Genomic DNA, 13,659 nt, shown 5'->3' with positions numbered 1-13,659 from the left:
TCACTTTTGGCAAGCGCCCCAAAAGTAACCAAAAGGTCTGTGCGGTATGACTCACCCACATAGTTAACAAAACAGTTCAAGCACATAGGTAACAGTCTTTAACTGGCACTGGTCGATTCAGAGGATCTGACCATGCCGTGGCGAGAGCTGAAACCTATGGACCTGAAAGTGATGTTCATTGCCGACTATCTGTCCGGTCGGCGCAATTCTCCCAAACAACTCGGTCGGTTCCCTCTCCCTCCGGGAGAGGGCTAGGGTGAGGGGGCTCTTGATCTGGCTTTTGCTCTTTAGCCCCTTCGGCAGGCCGAGCGGAGGTGTCCATCAGGGGGTAGGCGCGTAGCGCCGTGCGGCGAAGCCGCATACATCGAGAGGAGGTGCAGCGAAGCAAGCCGTAGGCGATGCCCCCTGATGGGCACCGTAGCGAGGGAACACTGAGCCTAGGCGAAGTGCCGTACGCCGGGGCGTAGACTTTTTGGTTACTTTTGACTGGGCCGGCATTCCGGGCGTTTGTCAAAAGGGACTCGCTGTAAGAGCGAAACCGCCAGCGGCAGCTCCCGAAGCAACGGATATACACCCAAAACTCAAGCGCAAACCCAAAACCCAGACAAACAAAAACGCCCGGCATGTGCCGGGCGTCTTGTATTGACTTGATTAGCGAGCGCGGTAAGTAATACGCCCTTTGCTCAAGTCATAGGGCGTCAGCTCGACGCGCACTTTGTCACCGGTAAGAATACGAATGTAGTTCTTGCGCATCTTGCCGGAAATATGCGCGGTTACGACGTGCCCATTTTCCAACTCCACACGAAACATGGTGTTGGGCAGGGTGTCGACGACAGTGCCTTCCATTTCGAAGCTGTCTTCTTTCGACATGCAGTAAAGCCCTCGGTATCCAATGAATGGCCCGGTGCAACTGCGCCAGGCAAAAGCGGCGTGCATTGTGCCCGAAAAATGGGGTTTACGCCAAGGGGTTTAGGGTTTGCGTTTAGTTCAGGATGACCCAGCGCTGATTGATCAGCAGTTCGATAGGCCGATATTGGGTCTTGTAGTTCATCTTTTTGCAGTTTTTGATCCAGTAACCCAGGTACACCGCCTCAAGCCCCAGCCGCTGGGCTTCGGCGATTTGCCAGAGGATCGCGTAGCGCCCCAGGCTGCGGCGTTCTTCCTGCGGTTCGTAAAAGGTGTAGACCGCCGACAGGCCGTTGGGCAGCAAGTCGGTGACGGCGACGGCCAGCAACCGTCCGTCGAGCCGAAACTCGTAGAAGCGCGAGAAGGGCAGCTCGCGTACCAGAAAAGTCGAGAATTGATCGCGGCTTGGTGGATACATGTCGCCGTCGGCGTGGCGCTGTTCGATGTAGCGCTGATAGAGGTCGAAGTACTCTTCGCTGAATGCCGGCTTGACCGGGCGCACCTGCAAATCGATGTTGCGCTTGAAAATGCGTTTCTGCTGTCGGTTGGGGTTGAATTGCGCGACAGGAATGCGCGCAGGCACGCAGGCATTGCAGTTCTGGCAATGCGGGCGGTACAGGTGATCGCCGCTGCGACGAAAGCCCATTTCTGACAGGTCTGCGTAGACATGCACATCCATGGGCTGGCTCGGGTCGAGAAACAGGGTCGTCGCCTGTTCCTCGGGCAGATAACTGCAAGAGTGAGGCTGAGTGGCATAAAACTTCAACCGCGCCAACTCGGTCATGATCAACCCTCAAGGGTAAGCTGGTGAATTAAGTGTAAGCCACGCGCGCAAAAGTCGCTCAGCAAACCCAGGTCGCATGATTGGGTTGGTCGAGGTGGCGGGCCAGGTATTCGGCGAATGTCTGTCGTGAAATGGCCCGGGCGCCGAGGCTGTGCAGGTGGTCGGTCGGCATCTGGCAGTCGATCAGCACAAAGCCCGCTTCTTTCAGATGTTGCACCAAGGTGGCAAAGCCGTACTTGGAGGCATTGTCCGCGCGGCTGAACATCGACTCACCGAAGAACAGTTGCCCCATCGCCAGGCCGTACAGGCCGCCCACCAGTTCGCCCTGATCCCAGACTTCCACGGAGTGGGCAAAGCCGCGTCGATGCAATTCGACATAAGCGTCCTGCATCGCATCGGTGATCCAGGTGCCGTCGGCGTATTCCCGGGGAGCGGCGCAAGCGCGGATCACGGCGTCGAAATCCTGATCGAAGGTCACTTGATAACGCTGTTTGCGCATCAATTTGCCGAGGCTGCGCGAGACGTGCAGTTCGTCGGGAAAAAGCACGGTGCGCGGATCCGGCGACCACCAGAGAATCGGCTGACCTTCGGAAAACCATGGAAAGCAGCCATGGCGATAGGCCTGGATCAAGCGATCGGCGGACAGGTCGCCACCGGCCGCCAGCAATCCGTTGGGATCGCGCATGGCCTTTTCCAGTGGCGGGAAAGTCAGTGAATTGCGTTGTAACCAAGTCAGCATGGCGTCCGGGCTTGCAGAAGGGGAGGGCGGTGGGCGCTGGGCCCGCGGTAAAGTGTGCCGGGAAATGACGCGAATGTCCTCCGTTGCGGTGCCGTGTCTGTGCTCCTGCAACTTGAGCATCCGGATGCGGTCGTAATCGGGCGCAACACCGCTGCGGGCAAGGTGACCGATGCCAGTGTGTGGCGCTCAGGGGAGATGAGGCGCGAATGCTTCGCTACGTTCATCAAATACACCTCATAAGCCTTTGTCACAAAAGACAATGCATGCTCAAATTGAACGCCGGGCGCTGTGCATTTGGCTATGCTTGAACCAGGGGCTGCGAAGCATGGCATCGAACGCGCAAACCCGTACAATGCCGGGCTGTTACAGAATATTCGCCGCGTGCCGTGTTTATAAAAGGCGGGGCGCAGTGTTAAAAGTAGTCTCCGTTGCGCCCGTCATTTTTTTACCTGCCTGGATTGGGCAGTTTTTTATCGTCATTCAATAGATGGACGCGCCTCTGGCGCAGGAAAAGAAGCGTTTTGAAGAAATCCACGGAAGCACCAAAAACAGTCGTTCCGCTCTGGCGTCAACAGTTGCACTACCGGCTCAAGGAAGGTGCATTGATCGCCATCGGCGCCTTGTGCCTGTTCCTGATGATGGCGTTGCTGACTTACGGCAAGGACGATCCGGGCTGGAGCCACAACAGCAAGATCGACGACGTGCAGAACTTCGGCGGTCCGGCCGGTTCCTACAGCGCCGACATCCTGTTCATGGTGCTGGGTTACTTCGCGTATATCTTCCCGTTGCTGCTGGCGATCAAGGCGTATCAGATCTTCCGTCAGCGTCACGAACCGTGGCAGTGGAGCGGCTGGCTGTTTTCATGGCGCCTGATCGGCCTGGTGTTTCTGGTGTTGTCCGGCGCCGCGCTGGCGCACATCCATTTCCATGCCGCCACTGGTTTGCCCGCGGGCGCCGGTGGTGCGCTGGGTGAAAGCCTCGGTGATCTGGCCCGCAATGCCCTGAACATTCAGGGCAGCACGTTGCTCTTCATCGCACTGTTCCTGTTCGGCCTGACGGTGTTCACCGACCTGTCGTGGTTCAAGGTGATGGACATCACCGGCAAGATCACCCTCGACCTGTTTGAACTGTTCCAGGGCGCGGTCAACCGCTGGTGGTCGGCGCGCACCGAGCGTAAGCAACTGGTCGCGCAACTGCGTGAAGTCGATGATCGCGTGCATGACGTGGTTGCACCGACGGTCACCGACAAGCGCGAGCAGGCCAAGGTCAAGGAACGCCTGATCGAGCGCGAACAGGCCCTGAGCAAGCACATGTCCGAGCGCGAGAAACAGGTGCCGCCGGTCATCGCCCCGGCCCCGGTCAAGGCGCCGGAGCCAAGCAAACGCGTGCAGAAAGAGAAGCAGGTGCCGTTGTTCGTCGACAGCGCCGTCGAAGGCACCTTGCCGCCGATCTCGATTCTCGATCCTGCGGAAAAGAAACAACTCAATTATTCGCCTGAATCCCTGGCGGCGGTCGGCCACTTGCTGGAGATCAAGCTCAAGGAATTCGGCGTCGAAGTCACCGTGGATTCGATCCATCCCGGTCCGGTCATTACCCGTTACGAAATCCAGCCTGCTGCAGGTGTGAAGGTCAGCCGTATCGCCAACCTGGCAAAAGACCTTGCACGCTCGCTGGCCGTGACCAGCGTGCGGGTGGTGGAAGTGATTCCGGGCAAGACCACGGTCGGTATCGAGATTCCCAACGAAGACCGGCAGATCGTGCGCTTCTCCGAAGTGCTGTCGACGCCTGAATACGACAACTTCAAATCACCGGTCACCCTGGCTCTGGGCCACGACATCGGCGGCAAACCGGTCATCACCGACCTGGCGAAGATGCCTCACCTGCTGGTGGCCGGTACCACCGGTTCCGGTAAGTCGGTGGGCGTGAACGCGATGATCCTGTCGATCCTGTTCAAGTCCGGCCCGGACGACGCCAAGCTGATCATGATCGACCCGAAAATGCTTGAACTGTCGATCTACGAAGGCATTCCGCACCTGCTGTGCCCGGTCGTGACCGACATGAAGGACGCCGCCAACGCCCTGCGCTGGAGCGTGGCCGAGATGGAACGTCGCTACAAGCTGATGGCGAAGATGGGCGTGCGGAACCTGTCCGGCTTCAACGCCAAGGTCAAGGAAGCCCAGGACGCCGGCGAGCCGCTGAGCGATCCGCTGTACAAGCGCGAAAGCATCCACGACGAAGCGCCGCTGCTGCAGAAGCTGCCAACCATCGTCGTGGTCGTGGACGAATTCGCCGACATGATGATGATCGTCGGCAAGAAGGTTGAAGAACTGATCGCCCGTATCGCCCAGAAGGCGCGTGCGGCCGGTATCCACCTGATCCTCGCGACCCAGCGGCCGTCGGTGGACGTGATCACCGGTCTGATCAAGGCCAACATCCCGACGCGGATGGCGTTCCAGGTATCGAGCAAAATCGACTCCCGGACCATCATCGACCAAGGCGGCGCCGAACAATTGCTCGGCCACGGTGACATGCTCTACATGCCGCCGGGCACCAGCCTGCCGATCCGGGTTCACGGCGCCTTCGTGTCCGACGATGAAGTTCACCGGGTGGTTGAAGCCTGGAAACTGCGCGGCGCACCGGAATACAACGACGACATCCTCAATGGTGTCGAAGAGGCGGGCAGTGGTTTCGAAGGCAGCAGCGGCGGCGGAGACGGCGACGATCCGGAAGCCGACGCGCTGTACGACGAAGCCGTGCAGTTCGTACTGGAAAGTCGCCGCGCCTCCATCTCCGCTGTACAGCGCAAGCTGAAGATCGGTTACAACCGTGCCGCGCGCATGATCGAAGCCATGGAAATGGCCGGGGTCGTGACGTCCATGAACACCAACGGTTCCCGCGAAGTCCTGGCCCCTGGCCCGGTACGCGACTGATTCGATACCCTGATCCAAATGCAATGGGCGGTGCATGAAGCGCCGTCCACTTTCCCACGAGTATTCAAGAGGACTCCCATGCGTCTTATCCGCATGTTGCTGCCGGTACTGGCTCTGACCACCCTCACGGCTCACGCCGATGACAAGGATGTGGCTCGCCTGACCCAACTGCTCGAAACATCCAAGACCCTGACCGCGAATTTTTCCCAGCTGACCCTCGACGGCAGCGGCACCCAGTTGCAGGAAACCACCGGCGACATGACCCTGCAGCGTCCGGGCCTGTTCTACTGGCACACCAATGCGCCAGCCGAGCAGACCATGGTGTCCGACGGCAAGAAAGTCACCCTGTGGGACCCGGATCTGGAACAGGCCACCATCAAGAAGCTCGATGAGCGTCTGACCCAGACTCCAGCCCTGTTGCTGTCCGGCGACGTATCGAAGATCAGCCAGAGCTTCGACATCACCGCCAAAGAGGCCGGTGGCGTGATCGACTTCACCCTGAAGCCGAAAACCAAGGACACCCTGTTCGACAGCCTGCGTCTGTCGTTCCGCAACGGTCTGGTCAATGACATGCAACTGATCGACAGCGTTGGTCAGCGTACCAACATCCTGTTTACCGGTGTGAAGGCCAACGAAGCGGTCCCGGCATCGAAGTTCAAGTTCGACATCCCGAAGGGTGCCGATGTGATCCAGGAATAAACACAGAGGTTTCAACGGTTCGTGATGGATCTGTTTCGCAGTGCACCGATTGCCCAGCCACTGGCCGCCCGTTTGCGGGCGACCAATCTGGATGAGTACGTCGGTCAGGAACACGTGCTCGCTCGCGGCAAGCCTTTGCGCGAAGCGCTGGAGCAGGGTGCCCTGCATTCGATGATCTTCTGGGGACCGCCGGGCGTGGGCAAGACCACGCTGGCGCGGTTGCTGGCGGAAGTGTCGGATGCGCACTTCGAAACGGTCTCGGCCGTATTGGCCGGGGTCAAAGAGATCCGTCAGGCGGTGGAAATCGCCAAGCAGCAGGCCGGCCAGTACGGCAAGCGCACGATCCTGTTTGTCGATGAAGTGCACCGCTTCAACAAGTCTCAACAGGATGCCTTCCTGCCATATGTTGAAGACGGCACGCTGATTTTCATTGGCGCCACCACCGAAAACCCTTCATTCGAACTGAACAACGCATTGCTGTCGCGGGCGCGGGTCTATGTGCTCAAGAGCCTCGACGAAGCAGCGTTGCGCAAGCTGGTGCACCGCGCGCTGACCGAAGAGCGTGGTCTGGGCAAGCGTCATCTGACCCTCAGCGATGAAGGCTTCCAGATGCTGCTGTCCGCCGCCGACGGTGATGGCCGGCGCCTGCTGAATCTGCTGGAAAACGCCTCGGACCTGGCCGAAGACCACAGCGAGATGGGCACCGAGCTGCTGCAAAGCCTGCTCGGCGACACTCGCCGACGTTTCGACAAGGGCGGCGAAGCGTTCTACGACCAGATTTCAGCGCTGCACAAATCGGTTCGCGGTTCCAATCCGGACGGCGCGCTGTACTGGTTCGCGCGGATGATCGACGGTGGCTGCGATCCGCTCTACCTGGCCCGTCGCGTGGTGCGCATGGCCAGCGAAGACATCGGCAACGCCGACCCTCGTGCCTTGAGCCTGTGCCTGGCCGCGTGGGAAGTGCAGGAGCGTCTCGGCAGCCCGGAAGGTGAGTTGGCAGTGGCTCAGGCCATCACCTATCTGGCCTGTGCGCCGAAAAGCAACGCGGTGTACATGGGCTTCAAGACCGCGCTGCGCGCCGCCGCCGAACACGGCTCGCTGGAAGTGCCGCTGCACCTGCGCAATGCGCCGACCAAATTGATGAAGCAATTGGGCTACGGCGACGAATACCGTTACGCCCACGACGAACCGGACGCCTACGCGGCCGGCGAAGACTATTTCCCGGAAGAACTCGACCCGATTCCCTTCTACCAACCGGTGCCCCGTGGCCTGGAGTTGAAGATCGGCGAAAAGCTCAACCACCTCGCCCAACTTGATCGTCTAAGCCCCCGGCAGCGGAGAAAATAGTGGTTCCATTGATCGTTGCAGTCTCCGTCGGCGGGGTTGCCGGCACCTTGTTGCGCTTCGCCACCGGCAATTGGGTCAACGCCAATTGGCCGCGGCACTTCTATACCGCGACGCTGGCCGTTAATATCGTGGGCTGCCTGTTGATCGGCGTGTTGTACGGCCTGTTTTTGATACGCCCGGAAGTACCGATCGAGGTGCGTGCCGGGTTGCTGGTCGGCTTCCTCGGGGGGCTGACGACTTTTTCATCCTTTTCACTGGATACGGTGCGCCTGCTGGAAAGCGGGCAAGTGCCGCTGGCTCTGGGCTATGCGGCCATCAGCGTATTCGGCGGGCTGCTCGCAACCTGGGCCGGCCTGTCCCTGACCAAACTTTGATAACGAGAAACCGACATGCTCGATTCCAAACTGTTACGTAGCAACCTCCAGGACGTAGCGGACCGCCTGGCTTCCCGTGGCTTTGCCCTGGATGTCGCGCGCATCGAAGCGCTGGAAGAACAGCGCAAGACCGTCCAGACCCGCACCGAAGCACTGCAGGCTGAGCGTAATGCGCGTTCCAAATCCATCGGTCAGGCCAAGCAGCGCGGCGAAGACATCGCGCCGCTGATGGCGGACGTCGAGCGCATGGCGGGCGAACTGAGCGCCGGTAAAGTCGAACTGGACGCGATCCAGACCGAACTGGATGCGATCCTGCTGGGTATCCCGAACCTGCCGCACGAATCGGTACCGGTCGGCGAAGACGAAGACGGCAACGTCGAAGTCCGTCGCTGGGGCACCCCGAAAGCCTTCGACTTCCCGGTTCAGGACCACGTGGCCCTGGGCGAGAAATTCGGCTGGCTCGACTTCGAAACCGCCGCCAAGCTGTCCGGCGCGCGTTTCGCTTTGCTGCGCGGCCCGATTGCCCGTCTGCACCGCGCACTGGCGCAGTTCATGATCAACCTGCACGTCACCGAGCACGGCTACGAAGAGGCTTACACGCCTTATCTGGTTCAGGCCCCGGCGCTGCAAGGTACCGGTCAACTGCCGAAATTCGAAGAAGACCTGTTCAAGATCGCTCGCGAAGGCGAAGCCGATCTGTACCTGATCCCGACCGCCGAAGTGTCGCTGACCAACATCGTGGCCGGTGAAATCGTCGATTCGAAACAGCTGCCGATCAAGTTCGTTGCCCACACTCCATGCTTCCGCAGCGAAGCCGGCGCGTCGGGTCGTGACACTCGCGGCATGATCCGCCAGCACCAGTTCGACAAAGTTGAAATGGTCCAGATCGTCGAGCCGTCGAAGTCGATGGAAGCGCTGGAAGGGCTGACCGCCAACGCCGAGAAAGTCCTGCAACTGCTGGAGCTGCCTTACCGCACCCTGGCACTGTGCACCGGCGACATGGGTTTCAGCGCGGTCAAGACTTACGACCTGGAAGTGTGGATTCCGAGCCAGGACAAATACCGTGAAATCTCGTCGTGCTCCAACTGCGGCGACTTCCAGGCCCGCCGCATGCAGGCGCGTTTCCGCAACCCGGAAACCGGCAAGCCTGAGCTGGTGCACACCCTGAACGGTTCCGGTCTGGCGGTCGGTCGTACCTTGGTTGCCGTGCTGGAAAACTACCAGCAGGCCGACGGTTCGATCCGCGTGCCGGACGTGCTGAAGCCGTACATGGGTGGCCTTGAGGTCATCGGCTAAATGAAATATCTGCCGCTGTTTCACAACCTGCGCGGCAGTCGTGTGTTGGTCGTCGGTGGGGGGGAAATTGCCTTGCGCAAGTCCCGCCTGCTGGCCGATGCCGGTGCGCTGCTGCGGGTGGTCGCACCTGAAATCGAAGCGCAACTGCGCGAACTGGTTGCCGCCAGCGGTGGCGAGTGCCTGTTGCGTGGCTATGCCGAAACGGATCTCGACGGTTGCGGGCTGATCATTGCCGCCACCGACGACGAAGCGTTGAACGCGCAGGTCTCCGCCGATGCCCATCGGCGCTGCGTGCCGGTCAATGTGGTCGATGCGCCAGCGCTGTGCAGCGTGATCTTCCCGGCAATCGTCGATCGTTCACCGCTGATCATTGCGGTCTCCAGTGGCGGCGATGCGCCGGTGCTGGCCCGGCTGATCCGCGCCAAGATCGAAACCTGGATTCCTTCGACCTACGGCCATCTGGCCGGTCTGGCCGCGCGGTTTCGTGATCAGGTCAAAGGCCTGTTTCCCGATGTGCAGCAGCGTCGCGGGTTTTGGGAAGACGTGTTCCAGGGGCCGATTGCCGATCGGCAACTGGCCGGGCAGGGCGCCGAGGCCGAGCGTCTGTTGCAGGCGAAAATCGACGGCGAAGCGAGCGTTACCACTGGCGAGGTGTATCTGGTGGGCGCAGGACCGGGCGACCCGGATCTGCTGACCTTCCGCGCCTTGCGTCTGATGCAGCAAGCCGATGTGGTGCTGTACGACCGCTTGGTGGCTCCGGCGATTCTTGAGCTGTGCCGTCGCGATGCCGAGCGGGTCTACGTCGGCAAGCGTCGCGCCGATCACGCCGTGCCGCAGGACCAGATCAACCAGCAACTGGTGGATCTGGCCAAGGCCGGCAAGCGTGTGGTGCGGTTGAAGGGCGGGGATCCGTTCATCTTCGGTCGTGGCGGCGAAGAGATCGAGGAGCTGGCGGCCCATGGCATCCCGTTCCAGGTGGTGCCGGGCATCACGGCGGCCAGCGGTTGCGCGGCGTATGCCGGGATTCCGCTGACTCATCGCGATTACGCGCAGTCTGTGCGGTTCGTCACCGGGCACTTGAAGGACGGTTCCACCGATCTGCCGTGGGCCGACCTCGTCGCGCCGGCGCAGACGCTGGTGTTCTACATGGGCCTGGTGGGGTTGCCGATTATCTGTGAGCAGTTGATCAAGCACGGTCGTGCAGCGGAAACCCCAGCGGCGCTGATCCAGCAGGGCACCACGGTCAATCAGCGGGTTTTCACCGGCACGCTGGCCGACCTGCCGCGTCTGGTGGCGGAGCATGAAGTGCATGCGCCGACGCTGGTGATCGTCGGCGAAGTGGTGCAACTGCGCGAGAAACTGGCGTGGTTCGAGGGCGCTCAGGCACAGGTCTGAAAACCGAGTAACCCCATTCGCGAGCAGGCTCGCTCCCACAGGGGATTTGTGCACGACACAGATCCAAAGTGGGAGCGAGCCTGCTCGCGAAGAGGCCTCCAAGAACGCTGAACAACTCAGCCCCTGCGCCAAACCCCTTTCCCGCCCAACCGGTCCCGGTCATGGGCAACAGTGAAATCCTGCTCCGGCCCCTTCGGCACAACCCCGGTCGGGTTAATGGTCTTGTGGCTGCCGTAGTAGTGATTCTTGATGTGCTGAAAATCCACGGTCTCGGCAATGCCCGGCCACTGGTACATCTCACGCAGCCAGTTCGACAGATTCGGATAATCGCTGATCCGCCGCAGATTGCATTTGAAGTGCCCGTGGTACACCGCGTCGAAACGAATCAGCGTGGTGAACAACCGCACGTCAGCCTCGGTCAGGTATTCGCCCGTCAGATAACGGTTGGCGCCGAGCACCTGCTCCAGATGATCCAGTTCGGCAAACACATCATCGAACGCTTCTTCATAGGCGTTCTGCGAGGTGGCAAACCCGGCGCGGTACACGCCGTTGTTCACGGCAGGGTAGATCCGCTCGTTCAGTGCATCGATCTCGCTGCGTAATGGCGCCGGATAGAAGTCCAGATCGTTGCCGGTCAAGTCATCGAAGGCACTGTTGAACATGCGGATGATCTCCGCCGATTCGTTGCTGACGATGCGCTTGAGTTTCTTGTCCCACAGCACTGGCACGGTGACGCGGCCGGTGTAGTCGGCGGTGTCAGCGGTGTAGCGCTGGTGCATGAAATCGAAGTGGTCGAGTTTGTCGCCAGTCGAGCCGAGGTTCTGATCGAAGGTCCAGCCGTTTTCCAGCATCAGCCAGCTGACGACTGAAACGTCGATCAGGCTTTCCAGGCCCTTGAGCTTGCGCAGGATCAGCGTGCGATGAGCCCACGGACAGGCGAGAGAGACATAAAGGTGATAACGCCCGGCTTCGGCGGCAAAACCGCCTTCTCCGCTCGGGCCCGGCTCGCCATTGCGAGTGACCCAGTTACGGCGCTGCGCCTGTTCGCGCTGGAACGCGCCGTCCTTGCTGCTTTCGTACCACTTGTCCTGCCAGCGGCCATCGACGAGTAAACCCATGATCAAGACTCCAGAAACCAATAATCGTTGGAGCCGAGTCTATTCCGATGAGTTCGAACAAAAAGCGCAAAGATCGGGCGTTAATGATCGGTTAAATCGATTTGTTCCGCGCGGCCCAGTATTGCTCGGCAGTTTCGAAAGCCTGCTCACGGCTCTGACCGAGGCCGCGCAGGGCCAACGCCATGGTCGAAATCAGTGCCATCTGCGGATAACTGTCGACCACATCACCGCGCCAGACAGCTTTCAGATGTTCGATATCCAGCGACGCCGGTTTGACGTGACGCTGCGCTGACAGCTGCGGCCATTCTTCGTCCCAGCTCTCGCCGCCGCTGGTGCCGTACAAGTGGCTGTCGGCATCCGGGTTGATCTCGATTTCGCCGCCGTCGCCCTTGATCACGATCGCCGTATCACCGAGCAGGCCGCTGGCATTGCGGTGCACCGCTTGATAGCCGGGGTGGAAAATACTCTGCAAACCGCAACGCGCGCCCAACGGATTGAGAATCCGCGCCAGCGAGTGGATCGGCGAGCGCAGGCCGAGGGTGTTGCGCAGGTCGATCATCCGTTGCAGCTGCGGCGCCCAGTCCACCAGCGGCATGAACGCCAGGCCACCGTTATCCAGCGCCGCGCCGACCTGTTGCCAGTTGCGGCATAGCGGAATGTTCAGCTCACCGAGCAGTTGTTCGGAGTACAAGCGTCCTGCGGTGTGGGCGCCACCACCGTGCATGAAGATACGCACGCCGTTCTGCGCCAGGCACTTGGCCGCCAGCAGATACCACGGCAGATGACGCTTCTTGCCAGCGTAAGTTGGCCAATCCAGATCGACGTTCAGTGCCGGCGCCTGCAAGCGTTCGCGCAGGGCTTCGGTGAACCCGGCCATTTCTTCGGCGCTTTCTTCCTTGTGCCGCAGCAACATCAGAAACGCGCCGAGCTGGGTTTCTTCAACCGCTTCGTCGAGCACCATGCCCATGGCATCCCGGGCTTCTTCGCGGGTCAGGTCGCGGGCGCCGCGCTTGCCCTTGCCAAGGATGCGCACGAACTGGGCGAACGGGTGCTCGGCGGGCGTTTCGAGGGTCAGCGCTGGATAGTCGGTCATAGGCAATTCGTCGGTTTGGGCAGGCCCGCCAGTTTCGCGGCGAGTTTGGCAGGGGTGCCTTTGAACAGTCGGTTCAGGTGCAGGCTGTTGCCTTTCTCCGCGCCGAGCTTGAGCGCGGTGTACTTGATCAGCGGCCGGGTGGCCGGCGACAGCTGGAACTCGGCATAGAAGCTGCGCAGCAGTTCGAGGACTTCCCAGTGTTCGGGGCTCAGTTCGATGTCTTCGGCAGCGGCGAGGGCGCTGGCGACTTCGGCCGACCAGTCGTTGAGGTCGACCAGGAAGCCGTCCTTGTCCAGTTCAATGGCGCGGGCGCCGACGGTCAGCGCATTCATAGCCAGGTGTTGACCTTGTCGTGGTGAATCGACAGCTCGACGAAGGCCGGATAATCGATGGCCTCGGCCCAGTCCGGAATCTGCACGGCACGGGCTTGCGCGTCTTCGGCCAGCACGAACAATTTCACCTTGCGGGATTCCAGCGCACTGAACGGCGCAGTGCCGGGTTGCAGCGCATAAGCGGCATCGCCAGACAGCAACAGCGCATCGCTGGCACTCAGCAGGCGCAGGCAACTGGTCAGGCGTTCGTCGCCGAACGGGGAATGGGACAACACATGCAAAGTCGACATCAGAGGGTGATCACCTGGTCGTAACGGTCAATAAGGGCGGTGATTTGCTCGGCGGCCAAAGGCTGCGCCTCGTCCAGCGAACGATCGCCGAGGCCGCGAACACTGGCGCTGTCGGCGCAGTAGAACAGCTCTTCGACACCGAACATCGGCAGCGCTTGCAGATTGGCGCTCAGGTCTTTCTGTTGCAGGGCCTTGGCGTTCTGCCCTGCGGCCAGTTGCAACACGCCGTCGTCGAGAAACAGCAGGCCGATCGGCAGATCGAAGGCGCCTCCGGCCAGCACAATGTCCAGCGCTTCGCGGGCGCCTGGGCCGGACCACGGCGATTGACGGCTAATAATCAGAAGGGACTTGGCCAT

At 60.7% G+C, this 13,659-nt stretch carries 14 protein-coding genes and 1 pseudogene; 7 read left to right on the top strand and 8 right to left on the bottom strand.

Going from position 1 to position 13,659, the window contains the following annotated elements; translation table 11 throughout:
• Positions 1 to 132: 132 nt before the first annotated feature.
• Positions 133 to 207 (top strand): annotated as a pseudogene (locus QR290_RS28755) (helix-turn-helix domain-containing protein); the annotation flags it as partial.
• A gap of 444 nt (positions 208 to 651) precedes the next feature.
• Here the strand turns inward: QR290_RS28755 and infA are convergent.
• The 3 genes from infA to aat all read right to left on the bottom strand — a co-directional run bounded on the left by infA (position 652) and on the right by aat (position 2,429).
• Positions 652 to 870, bottom strand: a complete 219-nt coding sequence (infA, locus tag QR290_RS18820; RefSeq protein WP_002553999.1) for a translation initiation factor IF-1 — start codon at positions 868 to 870, stop codon at positions 652 to 654.
• A 112-nt stretch (positions 871 to 982) separates the two neighbouring features.
• Positions 983 to 1,690, bottom strand: a complete 708-nt coding sequence (locus QR290_RS18815; protein ID WP_289203336.1) for an arginyltransferase — start codon at positions 1,688 to 1,690, stop codon at positions 983 to 985.
• A gap of 58 nt (positions 1,691 to 1,748) precedes the next feature.
• Positions 1,749 to 2,429 (bottom strand): leucyl/phenylalanyl-tRNA--protein transferase, encoded by a 681-nt coding sequence (gene aat / locus QR290_RS18810; protein ID WP_115078465.1) that lies wholly within the window; start codon positions 2,427 to 2,429, stop codon positions 1,749 to 1,751.
• A 521-nt stretch (positions 2,430 to 2,950) separates the two neighbouring features.
• On the opposite strand from aat, the gene QR290_RS18805 reads away from it, so the two are divergent.
• From QR290_RS18805 to cysG, 6 genes are all read left to right on the top strand, one after another.
• Complete coding sequence (locus tag QR290_RS18805) at positions 2,951 to 5,359, top strand: DNA translocase FtsK (RefSeq protein WP_045121862.1); 2,409 nt, start codon at positions 2,951 to 2,953, stop codon at positions 5,357 to 5,359.
• A 78-nt stretch (positions 5,360 to 5,437) separates the two neighbouring features.
• Positions 5,438 to 6,058 (top strand): outer membrane lipoprotein chaperone LolA, encoded by a 621-nt coding sequence (gene lolA, locus QR290_RS18800; protein WP_011334944.1) that lies wholly within the window; start codon positions 5,438 to 5,440, stop codon positions 6,056 to 6,058.
• 24 nt (positions 6,059 to 6,082) lie between these two features.
• Positions 6,083 to 7,405, top strand: a complete 1,323-nt coding sequence (locus QR290_RS18795) for a replication-associated recombination protein A (protein ID WP_064597723.1) — start codon at positions 6,083 to 6,085, stop codon at positions 7,403 to 7,405.
• Positions 7,405 to 7,779 (top strand): fluoride efflux transporter CrcB, encoded by a 375-nt coding sequence (gene crcB, locus QR290_RS18790; protein WP_115078464.1) that lies wholly within the window; start codon positions 7,405 to 7,407, stop codon positions 7,777 to 7,779. The genes QR290_RS18795 and crcB overlap by 1 nt, the downstream gene beginning before the upstream one ends.
• Before the next feature lie 15 nt (positions 7,780 to 7,794).
• Positions 7,795 to 9,075, top strand: a complete 1,281-nt coding sequence (gene serS / locus QR290_RS18785; protein ID WP_289203335.1) for a serine--tRNA ligase — start codon at positions 7,795 to 7,797, stop codon at positions 9,073 to 9,075.
• Positions 9,076 to 10,470 (top strand): siroheme synthase CysG, encoded by a 1,395-nt coding sequence (gene cysG / locus QR290_RS18780; protein WP_262195735.1) that lies wholly within the window; start codon positions 9,076 to 9,078, stop codon positions 10,468 to 10,470.
• Between the two features lie 116 nt (positions 10,471 to 10,586).
• On the opposite strand, the gene QR290_RS18775 is transcribed toward cysG, so the two are convergent.
• The 5 genes from QR290_RS18775 to tusC form a co-directional block, all read right to left on the bottom strand.
• The gene (locus QR290_RS18775; protein ID WP_289203334.1) at positions 10,587 to 11,588 is read right to left on the bottom strand and encodes a glutathione S-transferase family protein; all 1,002 of its coding nucleotides are present in this window, start codon (positions 11,586 to 11,588) and stop codon (positions 10,587 to 10,589) included.
• 91 nt (positions 11,589 to 11,679) lie between these two features.
• Positions 11,680 to 12,681, bottom strand: a complete 1,002-nt coding sequence (locus QR290_RS18770) for a glycosyl transferase family protein (RefSeq protein WP_289203333.1) — start codon at positions 12,679 to 12,681, stop codon at positions 11,680 to 11,682.
• Entirely contained in the window at positions 12,678 to 13,013 is a 336-nt protein-coding gene (locus tag QR290_RS18765) for a TusE/DsrC/DsvC family sulfur relay protein (RefSeq protein ID WP_007958196.1), read from the bottom strand. Before QR290_RS18765 ends, QR290_RS18770 begins: the two co-directional genes overlap by 4 nt.
• The gene (gene tusB, locus QR290_RS18760) at positions 13,010 to 13,303 is read right to left on the bottom strand and encodes a sulfurtransferase complex subunit TusB (RefSeq protein WP_289203332.1); all 294 of its coding nucleotides are present in this window, start codon (positions 13,301 to 13,303) and stop codon (positions 13,010 to 13,012) included. The genes QR290_RS18765 and tusB overlap by 4 nt, the downstream gene beginning before the upstream one ends.
• The gene (tusC, locus tag QR290_RS18755) at positions 13,303 to 13,659 is read right to left on the bottom strand and encodes a sulfurtransferase complex subunit TusC (RefSeq protein WP_039767393.1); all 357 of its coding nucleotides are present in this window, start codon (positions 13,657 to 13,659) and stop codon (positions 13,303 to 13,305) included. The genes tusB and tusC overlap by 1 nt, the downstream gene beginning before the upstream one ends.

Source organism: Pseudomonas fluorescens, from assembly GCF_030344995.1.
Lineage (GTDB): Bacteria > Pseudomonadota > Gammaproteobacteria > Pseudomonadales > Pseudomonadaceae > Aquipseudomonas > Aquipseudomonas fluorescens_BF.
Note: the sequence above shows the minus strand (reverse complement) of the source record. Positions and strands in the feature narration are given on the sequence as shown.

Bases quoted from the DNA above. Each gene is read 5' to 3' on its own strand.
- QR290_RS18815 (WP_289203336.1), bottom strand. From the start codon at position 1,690: ATGACCGAGTTGGCGCGGTTGAAGTTTTATGCCACTCAGCCTCACTCT.
- QR290_RS18765 (WP_007958196.1), bottom strand. From the start codon at position 13,013: ATGAATGCGCTGACCGTCGGCGCCCGCGCCATTGAACTGGACAAGGAC.
- serS (WP_289203335.1), top strand. From the start codon at position 7,795: ATGCTCGATTCCAAACTGTTACGTAGCAACCTCCAGGACGTAGCGGAC.
- cysG (WP_262195735.1), top strand. From the start codon at position 9,076: ATGAAATATCTGCCGCTGTTTCACAACCTGCGCGGCAGTCGTGTGTTG.
- infA (WP_002553999.1), bottom strand. From the start codon at position 870: ATGTCGAAAGAAGACAGCTTCGAAATGGAAGGCACTGTCGTCGACACC.
- QR290_RS18775 (WP_289203334.1), bottom strand. From the start codon at position 11,588: ATGGGTTTACTCGTCGATGGCCGCTGGCAGGACAAGTGGTACGAAAGC.
- tusC (WP_039767393.1), bottom strand. From the start codon at position 13,659: ATGGCCAAGTCCCTTCTGATTATTAGCCGTCAATCGCCGTGGTCCGGC.
- aat (WP_115078465.1), bottom strand. From the start codon at position 2,429: ATGCTGACTTGGTTACAACGCAATTCACTGACTTTCCCGCCACTGGAA.
- lolA (WP_011334944.1), top strand. From the start codon at position 5,438: ATGCGTCTTATCCGCATGTTGCTGCCGGTACTGGCTCTGACCACCCTC.
- tusB (WP_289203332.1), bottom strand. From the start codon at position 13,303: ATGTCGACTTTGCATGTGTTGTCCCATTCCCCGTTCGGCGACGAACGC.
- QR290_RS18795 (WP_064597723.1), top strand. From the start codon at position 6,083: ATGGATCTGTTTCGCAGTGCACCGATTGCCCAGCCACTGGCCGCCCGT.
- QR290_RS18770 (WP_289203333.1), bottom strand. From the start codon at position 12,681: ATGACCGACTATCCAGCGCTGACCCTCGAAACGCCCGCCGAGCACCCG.